The sequence below is a fragment of the Microbacterium sp. Marseille-Q6648 genome, from assembly GCF_943181415.1.
In the GTDB taxonomy this organism is placed as follows: domain Bacteria; phylum Actinomycetota; class Actinomycetes; order Actinomycetales; family Microbacteriaceae; genus Microbacterium.
Genome location: NZ_CALPBZ010000001.1, coordinates 761,884 through 779,093 on the forward strand (window position 1 = coordinate 761,884; position 17,210 = coordinate 779,093).

A 17,210-nucleotide genomic window follows, 5' to 3' on the forward strand; every position below is an offset into this window, starting at 1 on the left:
CGCTGACACGCGGCGGGCGTTGCGCGCGGATAGGGTGCGGGAGTGCCGCAACGACCGCCCGCCGACATCGCGATCACCGAGGCTCTCGTGCGTTCACTGCTCGCCGCCCACGCCCGTTCCGGAGTCCGCGCTCTGGCTGAGCGGTCGATCGTGCGCGCGGCTTCCGGGTGGGACTGCGAGATGTGGCGCATCGGGGACGACCTGTGCGCGCGGCTTCCGCGGCGGGCGTCCGCCGCTGCGCTCATCGGGCACGAGCAATCGGCCCTTCCGGCCATCCGTGCGCGCATCGCACCGACGGGCATCCGGGTTCCGGCGCCCGTCGCCGCGGGCGGGCCGACCGCCGCGTTCCCCTGGCCGTGGTCCGTCGTTCCGTGGGTCCCGGGGACGACGGGGCTGGCGTCGGACCGGAGCGCGCGGACGCCGTGGGCCGCGCAGCTGGCGGCTGTACTGTCGGCCCTGCACGTCGTCGCCGACGACCCGTGGCCGGCCAACCCCTACCGCGGAGTGCCGCTCGCCCAGCGCGGCGACGTCACCCGCGCGCGGATCCGCGGCCTGCAGGATCGCGGCCTTCTCTCCCCCGGCGACGCGTCCCGGCTCGTGACCGTGTGGTCGCGCGGTGTGGACGCTCCGCCGTGGACCCTTCGACCGGTCTGGATCCACGGCGACCTCCATCCGGGCAACCTCATCGTGCGCGACGAGCGCCTCCGTGCCGTCATCGACTTCGGCGACGTCACCGCCGGCGATCCCGCCTACGACCTCGCCGCCGCGTGGGTCGTCTTCGACGCGCGCGGACGCGCGGCGTTCATGGATGCGTACCGGGCCGATGGGGCGACGTGGACACGCGCGAAGGGGTGGGCCGCCGCGGTGGGCGCACTGCTCCTCGAGCACGGCGACGGCGACGCAGCGCACGCGAACCTCGGCCGCGAGATCGTCGCCGAGGTCGGCGCATATGACGAAACCCCCGTCTGAGCGGGGGTTTTATCGTCTTGCTGGGGTACCTGGACTCGAACCAAGAACAACTGAACCAGAATCAGCCGTGTTGCCAATTACACCATACCCCAAGGCTTTCGACCGAAGTCGTGCCGAGGATCGAGTCTAGTCGACCTCGGCCCCTCGACCAAACCGACCGGTGGCCGGGCGCGTCAGCGCGCGGCCACCAGTGCGCCGAGGCGCCGGAGCGACTCGGTCTTGCCGAGCAGCTCCATCGATTCGAACAGCGGCGGCGACACGCGGCGTCCGCTCAGCGCGACGCGCAGAGGTCCATAAGCCACGCGAGGCTTCAGTCCGAGGCCCTCGATGAGCGCGCCTGCCAGCGCCTCCTGCACCGCCGATGCGGTGAACTCGGGCTCGGGAACGAGCTCGAGCGCGCTCACCGAGGCCACCAGCACCTCGGACGCGTTGTCGGGAAGCGACGACAACGCGTCGTCCGCGTAGACGATCTCATCCGTGAAGAGAAAGCCCAGCATGCCCGGAACCTCGCCGAGCAGCTGCACGCGCTCCTGCACGAGGGGGGCGGATGCCGCGACGAGCGCCGCCTGCTCGGCCGTCGGCTCCGGGCCGATCACTCCGGCGGTCTGCAGGTAGGGGACGATGCGGGCGGCGAAGTCGTCGGGGGCCAGCATCCGGATGTGGTCGCCGTTGATCGACTCGGCCTTCTTCTGGTCGAACCGCGCCGGGTTGGGGTTCACATCGGCGATGTCGAACTCGGCGATGAGCTCGTCGAGACCGAACACGTCACGGTCGGGACCGATCGCCCACCCCAGCAGTGCGAGGTAGTTGAGGAGTCCCTCGTGGATGAAGCCCTTCTCCCGCTGCAGGAAGAGGTCGGCCTTGGGGTCGCGCTTGGAGAGCTTCTTGTTGCCGACCTCACCGAGGACGAGGGGCATGTGGGCGAAGCGCGGGATGAACGTCGTCACGCCCGCGTCGACGAGGGCGCGGTACAGCGCGAGCTGGCGCGCGGTCGACGGCATGAGGTCTTCGCCGCGGATGACGTGGGTGATGCCCATCAGCGCGTCGTCGACGGGGTTCACGAACGGGTAGAGCGGCACTCCCCCGGCTCGCACGAGCACGAAGTCGGGGAAGGAGCCGGCGGGGAAGGTGACCTCGCCGCGGATGAGGTCGACGTAGGTGAGGTCCTCGTCGGGCACCCGCAGGCGCCAGGCCGGCTGACGGCCCTCGGCCCGGAACGCGGCCTTCTGCTCGTCGGTGAGATCCCGGTCGTAGTTGTCGTAGCCGAGCTGCTTCGCGCGGCCGTTGGCCTCGTTGCGGGCGTCGATCTCCTCGGCGGTGGAGTAGCTCTCGTAGACGGCGCCGGCGGCGACGAGCTTGTCGAGGACCTCGCGGTAGATGTGGTGACGCTGCGACTGCCGGTACGGCGCATGGGGGCCTCCGGTCTCGACGCCCTCGTCCCAGTCGATCTCGAGCCACCGCAGCGCCTCGAGCAGCTGCTGGTAGCTCTCCTCGCTGTCGCGGGCCGCGTCGGTGTCTTCGATGCGGAACACGAGGGTGCCGCCGTGGTGGCGCGCGTAGGCCCAGTTGAACAGCACGGTGCGGATGAGGCCGACGTGCGGCAGGCCGGTGGGCGACGGGCAGAACCGCACGCGCACGTCGGAGCCGGTGGCGGTGGTGGTGCGGGGATCGGGTGTGGAGGACATCGCCGACCAGTCTAGATCCGCCGCCGGGTCGATCCCGGCGCGGTCACCGCCGGGTGCCCACCGCGAGGATCGCGGAGTGCGGCACCCGCAGCATCCCGTCGCTGTCCGCCCTCGTCCCGGCGACCTCGTCGTAGACGGCTCGGAGTGCCCGGCGGCCTTCGTCGTCGAGCGACCGGTGGATGCCCCCGATGGTCGCCACTCCCCCGGCGACGCCGCGCCACAGGTCGTCGGGATCGATCTCGAAGGTCCAGGTGAGCGTGCCGGTGCGTATGCGCCCGAGACCGGCGTCGGCCAGCAGGTCGGCCAGTCCCTCGGCCGAGCGCTCGGCACCGCCCCCGCGAGGACCGCTGTCAGGCGGGTAGCCGACCGCGCCACCGCGCGCGAGGACTTCCTCCCAGAGGGGGCGGAGCGGGCTGCGGCCCGAGGGCCACGACGTCAGCGCCACCACACCGTCCCCGGTGCACACGCGGGCGAGCGCGGCGACCGCCGCCTGCAGGTCGGCGACGTGCCCGAGGACGAAGCTCGCCGTCACCACGTCGAACCAGCCGTCCTCGAACGGCAGGTCCGGCAGAGCGGCGGCCGAGAAATGCACGTCGGGATGCCGTCGCCGGGCGACCGCGAGCATCGACCCCTCCGGATCGACCCCGACCACCGCGTACCCCCGCGCCGAGGCTGCACCCGCGACGGTGCCCGGCCCCGTGCCCACGTCGAGCAGGCGGCCCCCGGCCGGCGCTCCCCGCACGGACTCGACGGCATCCAGCAGCGGCGGAACCGCCCCTGCGCACAGCCGAGCGAAAGACTCGGCGTAGGCGCGCCCCGTACCCGACCACTCAGCCATCGGCCGGCACCGTCTTCGTGGGGATGCGGCCGAACGGGGCGAGGACGACGGTGGCGACCACCGCGACCCCGACCACCAGCGCCAGCCCGCCGTACCCGATCCAGGCGAGCACGAACCCGGCCAGGATCGCTCCCGCGGCCCCGACCAGGCTCATCACCAGATCGCTGAAGCCCTGACGACGTGTGCGCTGCTGTTCGGACGACGCCTCGGTCAGCAGGGCCGAGCCCGCCACGGTGGTGGCGCTCCACCCGAGGCCGAGGAGGATGAGTCCGACGGTCACCGCCGCAGTGGCGTCCTGCCCGAGCGACGCGGTGACCAGCGATGCGGCCAGCAGCACCTGGCCCAGCAGGATGACCGGGATGCGTCCGATCCGGTCGGCGAGGACGCCGAAGACGGGTGACAGGGCGTACATGCCGGCGATGTGCAGGCTGATCGTGAGCCCGATGACGGTGAGCGTCGCGCCCTGGTGCAGCAGGTGCACCGGCGTCATGGCCATCACCGAGACCATCACCCCGTGCGCGGCGGCGATCGCGAACACCGCGAAGCGAGCTGCGGTCGGCGCGTCGGGTTTGACGATCGCACGGGCCGCCGACGAACGCGCCGCGAAGGCGACGACGCGCTGAGCCAGCAGCAGCGGGTCGGGGCGCAGCGCAACGAGGTACACGAGGATCCCCGCCAGCTGAGCGCCCGCGGTGATGAGGTAGGGGCCGGTGAGCGGTGGCATGCCGACGAACTGGCCGAGCGCCTCACCGGGGCCGGTGAGGTTGGGGCCCAGCACGGCGCCGATGGTCGTCGCCCACACCACGATCGACAGGTCGCGGCCGCGCGTGGTGTCGCTCGCGAGATCGGCCGCGGCGAATCGCGTCTGCAGGTTGACCGCCTGGCCCGCACCGACGAGACCGAAGGCGAGGAGCAGAAGCGGGAAGGATGCCGCAGCCGCGGCGCCGACGACGAGGATCACCCCGACGAGGGCGAGCGCCATGCCGGTGGCCAGCGATACGCGCCGCCCACGTCGTCGAGCGAACGACGCCAGGGGAACCGCGAAGACGGCGGTGCCGAGCGTGACCGCCGCCGCGGCGAGCCCCGAGAACGCCTCGTCCCCCGAGATCTCCGCGGCCAGCACGGCCCCGAGCGAGACCGTCGCCCCGAACGCCAGCCCACCGAGGACCTGGCCCGCCGAGAGCACCCGGACCGTCCGGCGTTGCACGCGGGCGATCTCGCCGGGACTCAGGCTCGCAGCATCCGCGTCCTCGGCGGGGATCGCCGTGGGATCCGGAGGCTGCGACGTGACCACCGCCGGCCTACGCGTTCCGCGCGGGATTGCGCAGGATCCCGAGGCCCGAGATCTCGACTTCGACGGTGTCGCCGGCGGTGAAGGGCCCGACGCCCGCGGGCGTGCCCGTGAGGATGACGTCCCCGGGAAGGAGGGTGAAGGCCGCCGAGGCGTACGCGATGACGTCGGCCAGAGAGAAGATCATGTCGCTGATCGGCCCCTGCTGACGAACGTCGCCGTTGACCCGCGTGGTGACGACCGCATCGCCGGTGGGGTCGAAATCGGTCTCGATCGCGGGTCCGAGGGGGCAGAAGGTGTCGAAGCCCTTGGCCCGCGCCCACTGCCCGTCGCTGCGCTGCAGATCGCGCGCCGTCACGTCGTTGCCGATCGTGTACCCGAAGACGTAGTCGAGGGCGCGCTCGGCGGGCACGTTCTTGGCGATCCTGCCGATGACGGCCGCGAGCTCACCCTCGAAGTCGACGCGCTCCGACTGCGGTGGCAGCACGATCGCGTCGCCGGGCCCGATGACGGACGTGTTGGGCTTGAAGAACAGCATGGGCGCGGCGGGCACGTCGTTGCCGAGCTCCGCGGCATGGTCGCGGTAGTTGCGGCCGACGCACACCACCTTCGATCGGGGGATCACCGGCGCCAGCAGCGCGACGTCGGCGATCGGCACCCGCTCCCCCGTGGTGTCGAACCCGGCGAACATGGGGTCACCGGCCAGGACGACGAGGTCGGTGTCGTCGACGATCCCGTAGGTGATGGCTCCGTTGTGGCTGAAACGCGCGATTCTCACCCGTTCACCCTAACGACACGCGCCGGAGTGGGAGCGCCGCCTCACGCGTCCAGGCGCAGAAGCCAGCCGTGCTTGTCCTCGCGGCGCCCGTACTGGATGTCGGTGAGCTCCTCCCGGAGCGAGAGGGCGAGTTCGCCCGTCGGCTGCTCGTCGAGGAAGTCCGTGCCCTTGAGCAGGCCGATGGGGGTGACCACCGCCGCCGTGCCGCAGGCGAAGACCTCGACGATGTCGCCGGAGGCGACCCCGCTGCGCCACTCCTCGAGCGAGACCGCACGCCCTTCGACGGTGTGACCACGGTCCTTGGCGAGCTGGAGGATCGAGTCGCGCGTGATGCCCTCGAGGATCGAATCGGACTGCGGTGTGACGATCCTGCCGTCCTTGTACACGAAGATCACGTTCATGCCGCCGAGCTCTTCGACGTTGCGGTCCTGATCGAGGAAGACGACCTGGTCGCATTCGTTCTCGTACGCCTCCGACTGGGGAAGCAGGCTGGCGGCGTAGTTCCCACCGGTCTTGGCCGCTCCGGTGCCGCCCTTGCCCGCGCGCGAGTAGTCCTCGCTGAGCCAGATCGACACGGGCTTGACGCCGCCCTTGAAGTACGCGCCGGCCGGGGAGGCGATGACGTAGTAGCCCACCTTGTTGGCGGGACGGACGCCGAGGAACGCTTCCTTCGCGAACATGAAGGGGCGGAGGTAGAGGCTCTGGTCCTCGCCCGTGGGCACCCAGTCGCCGTCGACGGCGATGAGCTCGCGCAGCGACTGGATGAAGTACGACACCGGCAGCTCCGGCAGCGCCAGACGGCGCGCGGAGCGCTGCAGGCGGCGGCCGTTCTGATCGGGTCGGAAGGTGTGGATCGATCCGTCGGCGTGACGATAGGCCTTGATGCCCTCGAAGATCTCCTGGCCGTAGTGCAGCACCGCAGCTGCAGGGTCGAGCGAGAGCGGGCCGTAGGGCTGCACGCGCGGACGATGCCACCCGCCGCCGACCGACCAGCAGATGTCGACCATGTGGTCGGTGAAGTTCGTCCCGAAGCCGGGATTGGCCAGCACCTCGTCACGACGTGCCGGCGAAGCCGCGTTCAGATTGCGGGTCACCTGGAAGGCGAGCGGGGCGAGGCCGGTGTCGGGGTCGGAGTCGATCATCGTCATGTGTTCACGTCCTGGCTATGGGGGCGACGGCGCGGTGCGGGACCAGATTACGCCTGGAGCCGATCGCGGATGGCGTCGCCGATCTGCGCGGTGGTGCGGCTCGATCCCTCGCGTGCCGCGATGTCCTGCTCGACCGCGCGGGTGATGCGTGCGGACTCGTCTCCCAGCCCGAGGTGATCGAGCATGAGGGCGACCGAGAGGATCGCTGCCGTGGGATCGGCCTTCTGCTGACCTGCGATGTCGGGCGCCGAACCGTGAACGGGCTCGAACATCGAGGGGAACGCGCCGTCGGGGTTGATGTTGCCCGATGCGGCGAGGCCGATGCCTCCGGTGACGGCGCCGGCCAAGTCGGTCAGGATGTCGCCGAAGAGGTTGTCGGTGACGATCACGTCGAAACGGCCCGGGTTCGTGACCAGGAAGATGGTTGCCGCGTCGACGTGCAGGTAGTCTACGGCCACATCGGGGTGCTCCCCCGCGACGGCGTCGACGATCCGCTTCCACATGCCCCCGGCGTGCACGAGCACGTTGGTCTTGTGCACCAGGGTCAGCCGGCGGCCCCGCCTCTCGGCGAGCGTGAACGCGTAGCGGACGACCCGTTCGATCCCGTACGCGGTGTTGACCGAGGTCTCGTTCGCGACCTCGTGCGGCGTGCCGGTGCGGATCGATCCGCCGTTGCCGACGTAGGGCCCTTCCGTACCCTCGCGGACGACGACGAAGTCGATCTCGGCAGGGTCTGCGAGGGGTCCGGGCGCGCCGGCGTACAGCTTCGACGGGCGCAGGTTGACGTAGTGGTCGAGCGAGAATCGCAGCTTCAACAGCAGGCCGCGCTCGATGTTGGCGTCCTTCAGCCGTTCGTCCCCGGGTGTTCCGCCGACCGCGCCGAGGAGGATGGCGTCGTGGGCGGCGATCGCTGCGAGATCGGCGTCGGTGAGCGTGTCCCCGGTCTCGAGATAGCGTCCGGCCCCGAGCGAGAAGTGCGTGGTGTCGAAGCGGACTTCGGAGTCTGCGGTGGCCGCCCGGAGGATCTTCTCCGCCTCGGCGACGACCTCGGGACCGATGCCGTCACCGGGGATGACGGCGAGTTTGACGACGCGCGACATCGCTCTCCTCGTGCTGGAAGCTGGTCCGGCCGCGGCGGTCAGTGCTCGCGCGCGGACGCGGTTCGGAACCCTCCCAGGGTAGTGGCCGCGACGACGCCCGCGATCACGACGAGCCCCGCGCCGATGAGCGCGGTGACCCCGACTCCGGAGTCGAACGCCTCGGCCGCCGCCGTGGCGAGGGCCGCACCCGTGGCCGCGTCGAGGCCGTCCGCCGCATGCATCGCGCCGGCCAGGGTCTCGCGGGCGGCGGCGGCCGCGGTGGCGGGGACGTCCGCCGGCAGCACCAGGTTCGCCCGATAGAGGGCGGTGAGGATGCCGCCGAGCACCGCCGTGCCGAGAACGGCGCCGAGCTCGTACGCGGTTTCGGAGACCGCGCTGGCCGCGCCCGCCTTCTCGGGCGGCGCGCTCGAGAGGACGAGTTCGTTCGAGACGGTTTCGGCGGCCCCGATGCCCAGCCCCAGGGCGACGAACGCGACGACCAGCACCCACATGGGTGCTCCGTGCGCGGTCGAGGCGACCACCAGGTAGGCCAGGGCCGACACCGCCAGTCCGGCGGGCACGAGGGCACGCGGGGCCACGCGACGCCCCAGGGGGACGACCGCCAGCCCCGCCGCGATCATCGCCGCGAGTCCCGGCACCAGGGCGAGGCCTGCCTGCAGCGGAGACAGGCCCGCCACCAGCTGCAGGTGCTGAGCGACGAAGAACAGGAAGCCGACGAGTGCGATGACGCTCAGCAGGTTCACCAGCAGCGCGCCGGTGAAGGCGCCGCGGGCGAAGAGGCTCATATCGAGCATCGGCACGGCCAAGCGGTTCTGCCGGCGCACGAAGAGGACGCCGAACCCGAGACCCGCCACCGCGAGCAGCACGACCGTCGGTCCGAATCCGTGGACGGCCGCCTCCTTGATGGCGAAGACGATCGGAACCATCGCGGCCATCGAGAGCGCGATGCTGGCGAGGTCGATGCGTCCGGGGGCGGGGTCGCGGCTCTCGGGGACCAGGAACGGCGCGAAGACCAGCAGCGGTACCAGCACGGGAACCGAGAGCAGGAAGACACTCCCCCACGCGAAGTGCTCCAGCAGGACGCCGCCGACGACCGGGCCGAGGGCCGCGCCGGCCGAGAATCCCGCCGCCCAGACGGCGATCGCCAGGCGCCGCTGATCCCGGTCCGGGAAGATGCTGCGCAGGAGCGAGAGCGTCGAGGGCATGAGCATGGCGCCGAAGACGCCCATCGCCGCGCGCGCGACGATGAGCCACCCGGCGGTGGGCGCGAAGGCGGCCAGCACCGAGACCGCGGCGAATCCCACGGCTCCGGTGAGCAGCATCCGCCGCCGGCCGAAGCGATCGCCGAGAGAGCCCATGGTCACGAGCAGCCCGGCGAGCACCAGGGGGTATGCGTCGATGATCCACAGCTGCTGCGCGCTCGTGGGGGCGAGGTCCAGGGCGATGGCGGGCAGCGCGAAGCTCAGGACCGTGTTGTCGACCGAGACCAGCAGAACCGGCAGCATCAGGACGGCCAGCGCTGCCCAGCCGCGCCATCCGACGCGCGGGGGCGTCGGGGTGATGCGCGCTTGCGTGGGCGTGTCGATGGTCATGACCGATCCTCAGTTTCTGTACCGTCCAGCCGGTATAGTATCAAAGTCCGAAGCCTCCCGCTCGCTACGATCGACGACATGAGCCGCCCTCCCCTCGCCCGCGACAGGGTGCTCGACGCGTTCGAGGCGATCCTCATCGACGACGGTGAACGCGCGGCGACGATGGATGCCACCGCGCGCGCCGCTGCGGTGAGCAAGGGCGGACTCCTGTATCACTTCGGCACGAAGGACGCCCTCGAACTCGCCCTGATCGAGCGGCTGAGCGCACTCGTCGATGACGACATCGCCGCCATCACGTCGGCTCCCGAGGGCCCGGTGTCGTACTTCCTGCGCTCGTCGGCGATGGCGAACGATCCGCTCGATCGCGCGCTCGTGGCCGTGTCACGGCTGGCGCAGGCGGGGCAGGCTCACGCCGTCACCGCCTTGCGGGACGTCAGGGAGCGCTGGAGCACCGCCATCCGCCCGCACGTCGACGGGGATGCCGCACACGACCTCGTGATGCTCGTCAGCGACGGGCTCTACTACAACAGCACGCTCGCCGGAAGCGGCGTTCCGGCGGTGGTGCCCACGGGCGCGGCGATGGACACCCTCATCGCGCTCGTGGAGCGGGCCGCACGCGGCTGAACCGCGCAGTCGACCCGGAGGTCAGCCTTCGGTGATCTCGATCTGGCGGAATAGGTCGGCGTGGATCGCGGAGCTGACCTGTTCGAGCAGCTCGTCCGGCACGGGCGAGTCGACCGTGAGCACGGACAGCGCCTGTCCCCCGGCGTTCTGGCGCGCGATCTGCATGCCCGCGATGTTGATCCCGGCCTCGCCGAACTTCTGCCCGTAGACGGCGACGATTCCCGGACGATCGGTGTAGAGCATCACGACGTGGTGCTTCTCGATCGGCAGCTCGATGGCGTACTCGTTGATGCCGACGAGCTTCTCCACCTGCTTGGTGCCGGTGAGCGTACCCGACACCGACAGCTGCGATCCGTCCGACAGCGCGCCGCGGAGGGTGATCACGTTGCGGTACTCGTCGCTGACGTCGTCCACGATGAGGCGGACGTCGACGCCGCGCTGCTCGGCCAGCAGCGGAGCGTTCACGTACGAGACCGTCTCGCTCACGATGTTGGTGAACACGCCCTTGAGGGCCGCGAGCTTCAGCACCGAGACGTCGTAGGTGTTGAGCTCGCCGTGCACCTCGACGTCGAGGCTCGTCAGGGGCGAATGCGCCAGCGCGGCGAAGATCTGGCCCAGCTTCTCGACCAGCGGGATGCCGGGACGCACGTAGGGGTCGATGACGCCGCCGGCGACGTTGACCGCGTCGGGCACGAGGTCGCCGCCCAGTGCCAGGCGCACGGAGTTGGCGACCGACACGCCCGCCTTCTCCTGCGCCTCTTCCGTCGAGGCGCCCAGGTGCGGGGTGACGACGACGTTGGGGAGGTCCAGCAGCGCCTGAGCGGTGCCGCCCTCGGCCGGGGGCTCGCTGGTGAACACGTCGAGGCCCGCCCCGGCGATCTCTCCGGCGACGAGCGCGTCGCGCAGCGCCTCTTCATCGATGAGGCCGCCGCGTGCCACGTTCACCACGAAAGCGCTCGGCTTCATGATGCGGAACTGCTCCGCCCCGATCATCCCCGTGGTCTCGGGCGTCTTCGGCATGTGGATGGTGACGAAGTCGCTCTGTTCGAGCAGCTCGTCCAGTCCGAGCAGCTGCACGCCCAGCTGCTGGGCCCGTGCACTGGTGACATACGGGTCATAGGCGACCACGCGCATGTCGAAAGCCTGGAGGCGCGCCGCGATGAGCGCGCCGATGCGACCCAGACCGATGATGCCGACCGTCTTCTCGAACAGCTCGGTGCCGGTGTAGGCGCTGCGCTTCCACTGGCCGTCGGCCAGCGACGCATGGGCTGCGGGGATGCGGCGGGCCAGGCTCAGGATGTGGCCGACGGTGAGTTCCGCCGCCGAGATGATGTTCGACGTCGGCGCGTTCACGACCATGACGCCGGCGGTGGTGGCGGTCTTGATGTCGACGTTGTCCAGGCCCACACCGGCGCGGGCGACGACCTTGAGCACCGGCGCCGCGGCGATCGCCTCGGCGTCGATCTTGGTCGCCGAGCGGATGAGCACCGCGTGAGCCTCGGCCAGGGACGACAGCAGCGCGGGCCGATCCGTTCCGTCGACGTGACGGACGTCGAAGTCGGGGCCGAGGGCGTCGATCGTGGCTGGGGAGAGCTCTTCGGCGATGAGAACGACAGGCTTCGTCACGGGTGATTCCTTCGGGACGGTGCGCGACCGCGCGCTGCAGAGGGGACGACCCGCCGCGCGTCATGGGGCGAGGCCTCCGTCAGCCTATCGCGGCGCGCACGGGGCGCCGGACCGTGTGACGCGCGGAGTCAGCCGAGGAGCGCCGTGGTGTTGAGCGTCGCGTACGACACCACGTCGAGCCAGAACACCGCCACGAGCGCGAGCCCCGCGACCATCACCAGGAGCAGGTGATGCGGCGGGCGACGGTAGCCGAGGGCGAAGGCCGCGGACCACACGATGATCGGGAAGACCGCGGCGAAGATCCAGAGGAACCAGCCGAGCGCGTTGAGGGTGAGCCCCAGGTCGCCGGCGACGCTGAGCGTCTCGGTGAGATTGCCGATCGCGTTCCAGACCGCGTACGCGTAGAACAGGCCCAGGATGCCGGTGATCGCGGCGATGAGCCACGTCGGCGTGCGGTGCCGGGTACCGCGGGGTGCGGGGTCGACGGTCGGCTCGGTCACTGTCCCACCGTCCCCATCATCACAAAGGGCCACGGGACCAGGAGCACCACGCCCGCGATCAGCCACACCAGACGTACCCACGCGCGGGAGCCTCGCGTGAGGAGGAACGTCGTGGCGAACCAGATCGGCGCAGCCAGCACCGCCAGCCAGAAGCTGCCCTGGAACATGACATCGGCCACCAGGTACTGCGCGGCGCCCTGGAGCCGGAGGCCGCCGATGATCCAGCCGATCACCCACAGCGCGTACACGCCCCCGAGCACTCCGAGGGCGATGAGCATGGCGTTGCCGAGAGGCGCCGCCGGGGTCTCGTCACGGGCGGCGACGTCGCCCTCGACCGCTGGTTCGCGGTCGATGGCGGCGGTGCCCGCCGCGTCCTCGCTGCCGCGACCGACGGCGGTGAACCCCGCCGGAAGATCCGCGACTCGCGGCGAGTCGGCGCGGGCCGCGGGCTCGGACGTCGGCGCATCGAGGGTCGGGTCGCCGTCGCCCTCCCAGCGGAAGGCGTCCTCTTCGCGATCACGACTCACCCCGCCAGCGTAGCGCCGACCGGCGGGGCGAGGTGATCAGCGCCCCGCGGTCAGGCACAGGACCCGATCCCGCCCCTGGGGACCTTGGAGGACGATGTGCTGCCGGCATCCGGGAATCGCGGCCGACACGCCTGTGCCCCGTTCGCCGGCGAGGCGATCGGCCGGACGCGAGATGTCGTCGCGGGTGATGTAGCCCTGGCGCAGGTCCATGGCCTCGAGCCGGTCGGCCGGCCGGCGCGTGTCCACGCCGGGCGGGGCCGGGACGGGGATCGAGATGCGACCGTCCCCGGACCGCGTCGCGGGTTCGTCGCCCGCGGCGCTCTGTGCGGTTTGGCAACCGGCGAGCGTCAGCGCGAGGATCGCGCCCGACAGGATCGCGGCGAGGCGGATCGAAAGGGTGGTGGTGGACATGATGACTCCTTCTCGGCGGCCCCGGGGCCGGGGCCTGGTGACTTCACGTTCCACCGGGCCGATACCCGCCACCGGCTCCCGCGATATCCGGCGGATATCCGCGCGCGGCGAGGGGTATTGACGCCTGACCGGCGCGTGCCCACACTTCACCTCATGACCATCCGCGTTCTGGGGGCGCTGGACATCGGGCAGGGCACTCTCGGACCTCGCGAGCGGACCCTGCTCGCCGCGCTCGTCGCACGGCGGGGCGCGTCGCTCGCACCTGCGCAGCTCGCCGAGGCGTGCTGGGGCGAAGACCCGCCGGCGACCTGGCAGCAGCAGGTCCGCAACAGTGTGGCGCGCATCCGTCGGGTGCTGGGCCCCGAGTCGATCGAGACGGTCGGCACGGAGTACCGGCTCGGGCTGGACCCCGCGGTGATAGACGCGGTGCAGTTCGAACGGCTCGTCGAGGCGGCGCGCACACACGGCCTGCGCGGCGATGACGGACGCGCGGTCGACGCGTACACGCGCGCGCTGGGGCTGTGGCGCGGGACGCCGCTTCCCGAGATCGCCGAGTGGGATGCCGGCATCGGCGAGGCCCGCCGTTTGACCGAGATCCGCGCGAGCGCCGAAGAGGAGCTCCTCGAGGCCCGGCTCCGGCTCGGAGAGCATCGCACGCTCATCCCCGAAGCCGAGCGGCTCGTGAGGGAGGCGCCCCTCCGCGAGGACCGATGGGCGATCCTGGCGCTGGCAACCTATCGCGCCGATCGCCAGGCTGAAGCGCTCGCGACGGTCCGCGCTGCGCGCGAGCGTCTCGCCGACGAGCTCGGGATCGAGCCGGGCGCCCGGCTGCAGTCCCTCGAGACGGCGATGCTCCGCCAGGATCCGTCGCTCGAGGCACCGCACGTGGAGCGGCCGGCAAGCTCGGAATGTCCGTATCCGGGGCTGCGGGCCTACGGCACCGACGAGGCGGAGCTCTTCTTCGGCCGGGAGCGCGACGCGGACGCGGTCGTCGAGCGGCTGAGGCGAGGAAGGATCCTCGCTCTGGCGGGACCATCCGGGACGGGCAAGAGCTCCCTCGCCTTCGCCGGCGTGATCCCGAGGCTGTCCGAGAGCGGGATCGCGTGCGAGGTGGTGTCGCCGGGTCGCGACGTGGCGGCGACGCTGCGCGCGGCGGCGGCGAAGGCGGGCGCGCTCATCGTCGATCAGGCCGAGGAGCTGCTCGGAATGGACGACGGCGAACGCGCCCGGTTCGGTGAAGCGGCGAGGGCGTTCGTCGGCGACGGCGGGATGCTGCTGATCACGGCGCGCTCCGACGCGCTCGACGCGCTTCGCACCCTGCCCGGCATCGGCGATGCGATCGGCGAGCACATCCATCTGCTGGGGCCGCTGACCCCGGCGGGCGCCCGCGAGGCCGTCGAGCAGCCGGCACGCCGAGCGGGACTGCGGCTCGAGCCCGGCCTGACCGAACTCGCCCTTCGCGATCTGGGCGATCGCGCCTCGACACTCCCCCATTTCTCCCACGCGATGCGCGAGACCTGGATCCGCAGAGAGGGCGACACCCTCACGGTTGCCGGATACGAAGACTCGGGGGGCATCGCCGGAGCGATCGCGCAGTCCGCGGAGGAGGTGTACCGATCTCTCCCCGAGGACGAGCAGACGGTCTGCAGATCGGTCATGACCCGCCTGATCGACCGCGGCGAGGACGGTTCGTCGACCCGCCGTCGCGTGACCGCGGCGCCGTTTCTGGCGGACACCGATCGTCGTCGGGTGATCGAAAGGCTCGCACGCGCGCGGCTGCTGACCGTCGACGGCACCGCGGTCATGGTCACCCACGAAGCGGTCGCCCGCGCATGGCCTCGCCTGGACCACTGGCTCGACGAGGATCGCGACCGGATGCGCGTCCTCCGCGGTGTCGAGAGCGCGGCCGCGGCCTGGGAGGCGGAGGACGGAGACGACGACGACCTGCTCCGCGGGGCGCACCTCACTGCCGCGCTCGAGCTGAGACAGGCGTCGCCTCGGGATCTGACCCCGCGTGAACTCGCGTTCCTCGACGCCTCGGACGCGCGGCAGCGGGCCGAGCTCGACGATCTCCGCCACCGCGCGCACCGTGAGCGGGCCCGCAACCGCACGCTGCGCCTCGCGCTGGGCGGCGTCGCCACGCTGCTGGTCGCGGTGCTCATCGCGGGCGGCGTTGCAGTGATCCGCGGCGAGGAGGCTCGGGCCGCGGGCGAGTCGGCCCGCATCGAGGCCCTGACGGCGTCCTCGCTGGCGCTGCGCTCGTCCGACCGCGATCTCGCCGCGCTGCTCGCCGTCGAGGCCTACCGCCGGTGGCCCGACGACGATCGGGTTCGCTCGGCCCTGCTGGGGATCATGATGGCCGCCGACGGCCTGATCAGGCGGATCGAGCACCCGCATCCGGCGGTGGTGGCGGCCGAGCCCGCCTCGGACGGCGCGCTCGTGGTGACCGAGGGCGAAGCCGGTGTCACGATGCGGTCGATCGACCTTCGCGACGACGCCGTCCGCCGCACGTTCGATGTCGCCGTCCCCGGCCCCTCACCCCATGCCCGCTTCCTCGCCGTCAGCCCGGACGGCCGATCCGCGGCGGTGCAGACGCCGTCGTGGGCGTCCGAGGACGAGCCCGGCCTGTGCTGCCACAACCACTTCACGTTCATCGACCTGGTGTCCGGCCGCCAGCTGGCGAGTGTGCGGGTCCCGGCGCGCTGATCGCGTACGAGGAGTCCGATCTGCGCGAGCGGGCGCGGATCACCACCGACGGCGACCTCTCCTCGGCCTCGATCGCCGCGATCGGCGACGGCACGGTCCTCGCGTCCGGTCAGGACGGGGCGGCGCGCATCGACGTCGAAACCGGGCGGACGCTGTGGCGCGCGGCATCCGTCCCCGGCCGCCCGTGCTGGAAGGTCGCGGTGCTCCCCGATCGCGACACCGCCTACTGCTCGCGGCTGGGCACCGTCGCCGAATGGGACCTGCAGACGGGCGAGCCCACGGGGCGCGAGTTCGCCACCCTCGTCGACGAGGCCTGCGACGTGATCCCCCGGGCCGGCGGCGACGGTCTGCTCCTGCATGCCCCCTCTGCGGGCGCGACGTTCGTGTGGGCGCTGGACGGTTCTGGCGCGGCGCGAACGCTGGTGGCACGCGGCAGGCAGCTGGTGGGCGGCATCAGCGGCGACGGGGTCACCGTCATCACGAAGCCGCTGACCGGTGGGCCGTTCTCGCTGTGGGACATCGAGAAGGATGCCGCGACCGGCCGAGAGGCGGAGTGGCTGTCGTGGGTCTCGCCCACGGTGGTCGAGAACTGGTCGGAGCCGAGCGGGTCCACGTTCCTGACCACCGACGGGTCTTCGATCCGGCTCGACCAGGAGATCGTCGAGCGGATGGGTGAGGACATCTTCCCGGTTCCCGCCCGACCCGGCCCGCACGCGTTCGTGTTCGCTCCCCAGAGCGATCTCTTCGTCGCCTTCGACCCGACGACGGGACACCGTGCCGGGCCGTTCATCGAGGTGCCCGACATCGAGGGCGAGATGGTGCACAATCGCGTCAGCCAGTCCCCCGACGCGTCACGCGTCGCGCTGACGTACTTCGACTCCGGTCCGCGCACCACCCACACCGCCGTGTTCGACGGGCGCACCGGCGCGCTCGTCGCTCGAGGGCTCGCCGGGACCGAGGGCAACGTCATCACCCACTCCGGCGACCTCATCGCCGTGACCGACACCGCGGTGACGCGCTATGGACTCGACACCCTCGACCCCATCGCCTCTCTGCCGAAGCCCTTCAGCAGCGGGAACACCGTGGAGATCAGCGACGACGAACGGACGATGCTGATCGTGGGGTGGGACAATCGCGCCGCGCTGTACGGCATGCGCGGGCGGGTGAAGCTCGCGGACACGATCGACGCGCCCAGCGACGAACTCGCCCAGGGTGCCCACCTCTCGCACGACGGGCGTCTGCTCGTCGCCGGCGCGGCCGAGGGCGTCATCGTGTGGGATCTCGATCCGGCCGTTCACGCCGCCGCCGCGTGCGAGATCGCCGGGCGCGAACTGACCGAGGTGGAGTGGCGGACGCACTTCGACGACACGCGGACGACGGCGACCTGCCCCTGAGGGCGGGTCGCCGTCGTCCGC

General features: G+C 71.5%; 15 protein-coding genes and 1 tRNA gene. 4 read left to right on the plus strand and 12 right to left on the minus strand.

Annotation, left to right across the window (positions count from 1 at the left end; translation table 11 throughout):
* Nucleotides 1-42 precede the first annotated feature (42 nt).
* Nucleotides 43-969 carry an aminoglycoside phosphotransferase family protein gene (locus tag NFR93_RS03650; RefSeq protein WP_251450088.1) on the plus strand — a complete coding sequence of 309 codons (927 nt, stop codon included), beginning with the start codon at nucleotides 43-45 and terminating at the stop codon, nucleotides 967-969.
* Between the two features lie 20 nt (nucleotides 970-989).
* Here NFR93_RS03650 and NFR93_RS03655 read toward each other — a convergent pair.
* The 8 genes from NFR93_RS03655 to NFR93_RS03690 all read right to left on the minus strand — a co-directional run bounded on the left by NFR93_RS03655 (nucleotide 990) and on the right by NFR93_RS03690 (nucleotide 9,401).
* Nucleotides 990-1,061, minus strand: a tRNA-Gln gene (locus NFR93_RS03655).
* Between the two features lie 81 nt (nucleotides 1,062-1,142).
* On the minus strand, nucleotides 1,143-2,654 hold the full coding sequence (gene gltX, locus NFR93_RS03660) for a glutamate--tRNA ligase (protein ID WP_251450090.1): 1,512 nt from the start codon (nucleotides 2,652-2,654) through the stop codon (nucleotides 1,143-1,145).
* A gap of 43 nt (nucleotides 2,655-2,697) precedes the next feature.
* Nucleotides 2,698-3,492, minus strand: a complete 795-nt coding sequence (locus NFR93_RS03665; protein WP_251450092.1) for a class I SAM-dependent methyltransferase — start codon at nucleotides 3,490-3,492, stop codon at nucleotides 2,698-2,700.
* Nucleotides 3,485-4,723: an MFS transporter gene (locus NFR93_RS03670; protein ID WP_502846271.1), complete on the minus strand. Its 1,239-nt coding sequence runs from the start codon at nucleotides 4,721-4,723 to the stop codon at nucleotides 3,485-3,487. The genes NFR93_RS03665 and NFR93_RS03670 overlap by 8 nt, the downstream gene beginning before the upstream one ends.
* Before the next feature lie 70 nt (nucleotides 4,724-4,793).
* Nucleotides 4,794-5,561: a fumarylacetoacetate hydrolase family protein gene (locus NFR93_RS03675; RefSeq protein WP_251450096.1), complete on the minus strand. Its 768-nt coding sequence runs from the start codon at nucleotides 5,559-5,561 to the stop codon at nucleotides 4,794-4,796.
* A gap of 41 nt (nucleotides 5,562-5,602) precedes the next feature.
* Nucleotides 5,603-6,709 (minus strand): branched-chain amino acid aminotransferase, encoded by a 1,107-nt coding sequence (locus NFR93_RS03680; protein ID WP_251450098.1) that lies wholly within the window; start codon nucleotides 6,707-6,709, stop codon nucleotides 5,603-5,605.
* 47 nt (nucleotides 6,710-6,756) lie between these two features.
* Entirely contained in the window at nucleotides 6,757-7,809 is a 1,053-nt protein-coding gene (locus tag NFR93_RS03685) for a 3-isopropylmalate dehydrogenase (protein WP_251450100.1), read from the minus strand.
* 38 nt (nucleotides 7,810-7,847) lie between these two features.
* Entirely contained in the window at nucleotides 7,848-9,401 is a 1,554-nt protein-coding gene (locus tag NFR93_RS03690) for an MFS transporter (protein ID WP_251450102.1), read from the minus strand.
* A 78-nt stretch (nucleotides 9,402-9,479) separates the two neighbouring features.
* Here NFR93_RS03690 and NFR93_RS03695 point away from each other — a divergent pair, with 78 nt between their 5' ends.
* Nucleotides 9,480-10,025, plus strand: a complete 546-nt coding sequence (locus tag NFR93_RS03695) for a TetR/AcrR family transcriptional regulator (RefSeq protein ID WP_251450104.1) — start codon at nucleotides 9,480-9,482, stop codon at nucleotides 10,023-10,025.
* Nucleotides 10,026-10,046: 21 nt separating this feature from the next.
* Here NFR93_RS03695 and serA read toward each other — a convergent pair whose 3' ends face one another.
* The 4 genes from serA to NFR93_RS03715 form a co-directional block, all read right to left on the minus strand.
* Complete coding sequence (gene serA / locus NFR93_RS03700; RefSeq protein WP_251450106.1) at nucleotides 10,047-11,651, minus strand: phosphoglycerate dehydrogenase; 1,605 nt, start codon at nucleotides 11,649-11,651, stop codon at nucleotides 10,047-10,049.
* A 128-nt stretch (nucleotides 11,652-11,779) separates the two neighbouring features.
* Nucleotides 11,780-12,151, minus strand: coding sequence for a bacitracin resistance protein (locus tag NFR93_RS03705; protein ID WP_251450108.1), 372 nt, complete (start codon nucleotides 12,149-12,151; stop codon nucleotides 11,780-11,782).
* A complete protein-coding gene (locus NFR93_RS03710; protein ID WP_251450109.1) occupies nucleotides 12,148-12,678 on the minus strand; it encodes a DNA polymerase III subunit gamma/tau in 531 nt (176 codons plus the stop codon). Before NFR93_RS03710 ends, NFR93_RS03705 begins: the two co-directional genes overlap by 4 nt.
* Before the next feature lie 36 nt (nucleotides 12,679-12,714).
* Nucleotides 12,715-13,089, minus strand: a complete 375-nt coding sequence (locus tag NFR93_RS03715; protein ID WP_251450112.1) for a hypothetical protein — start codon at nucleotides 13,087-13,089, stop codon at nucleotides 12,715-12,717.
* Between the two features lie 153 nt (nucleotides 13,090-13,242).
* Between NFR93_RS03715 and NFR93_RS03720 the strand changes: the two genes are divergently transcribed.
* Entirely contained in the window at nucleotides 13,243-15,795 is a 2,553-nt protein-coding gene (locus tag NFR93_RS03720) for an AfsR/SARP family transcriptional regulator (RefSeq protein WP_251450114.1), read from the plus strand.
* Nucleotides 15,717-17,189: a WD40 repeat domain-containing protein gene (locus NFR93_RS03725; protein ID WP_251450115.1), complete on the plus strand. Its 1,473-nt coding sequence runs from the start codon at nucleotides 15,717-15,719 to the stop codon at nucleotides 17,187-17,189. Before NFR93_RS03720 ends, NFR93_RS03725 begins: the two co-directional genes overlap by 79 nt.
* The last annotated feature ends 21 nt before the right edge of the window (nucleotides 17,190-17,210 follow it).

Excerpts from the sequence above, each read along its gene's own strand:
- NFR93_RS03680 (WP_251450098.1), bottom strand. The coding sequence starts at position 6,709 with ATGACGATGATCGACTCCGACCCCGACACCGGCCTCGCCCCGCTCGCC.
- NFR93_RS03685 (WP_251450100.1), bottom strand. The coding sequence starts at position 7,809 with ATGTCGCGCGTCGTCAAACTCGCCGTCATCCCCGGTGACGGCATCGGT.
- NFR93_RS03695 (WP_251450104.1), top strand. The coding sequence starts at position 9,480 with ATGAGCCGCCCTCCCCTCGCCCGCGACAGGGTGCTCGACGCGTTCGAG.
- NFR93_RS03690 (WP_251450102.1), bottom strand. The coding sequence starts at position 9,401 with ATGACCATCGACACGCCCACGCAAGCGCGCATCACCCCGACGCCCCCG.
- NFR93_RS03665 (WP_251450092.1), bottom strand. The coding sequence starts at position 3,492 with ATGGCTGAGTGGTCGGGTACGGGGCGCGCCTACGCCGAGTCTTTCGCT.
- NFR93_RS03715 (WP_251450112.1), bottom strand. The coding sequence starts at position 13,089 with ATGTCCACCACCACCCTTTCGATCCGCCTCGCCGCGATCCTGTCGGGC.
- NFR93_RS03720 (WP_251450114.1), top strand. The coding sequence starts at position 13,243 with ATGACCATCCGCGTTCTGGGGGCGCTGGACATCGGGCAGGGCACTCTC.
- gltX (WP_251450090.1), bottom strand. The coding sequence starts at position 2,654 with ATGTCCTCCACACCCGATCCCCGCACCACCACCGCCACCGGCTCCGAC.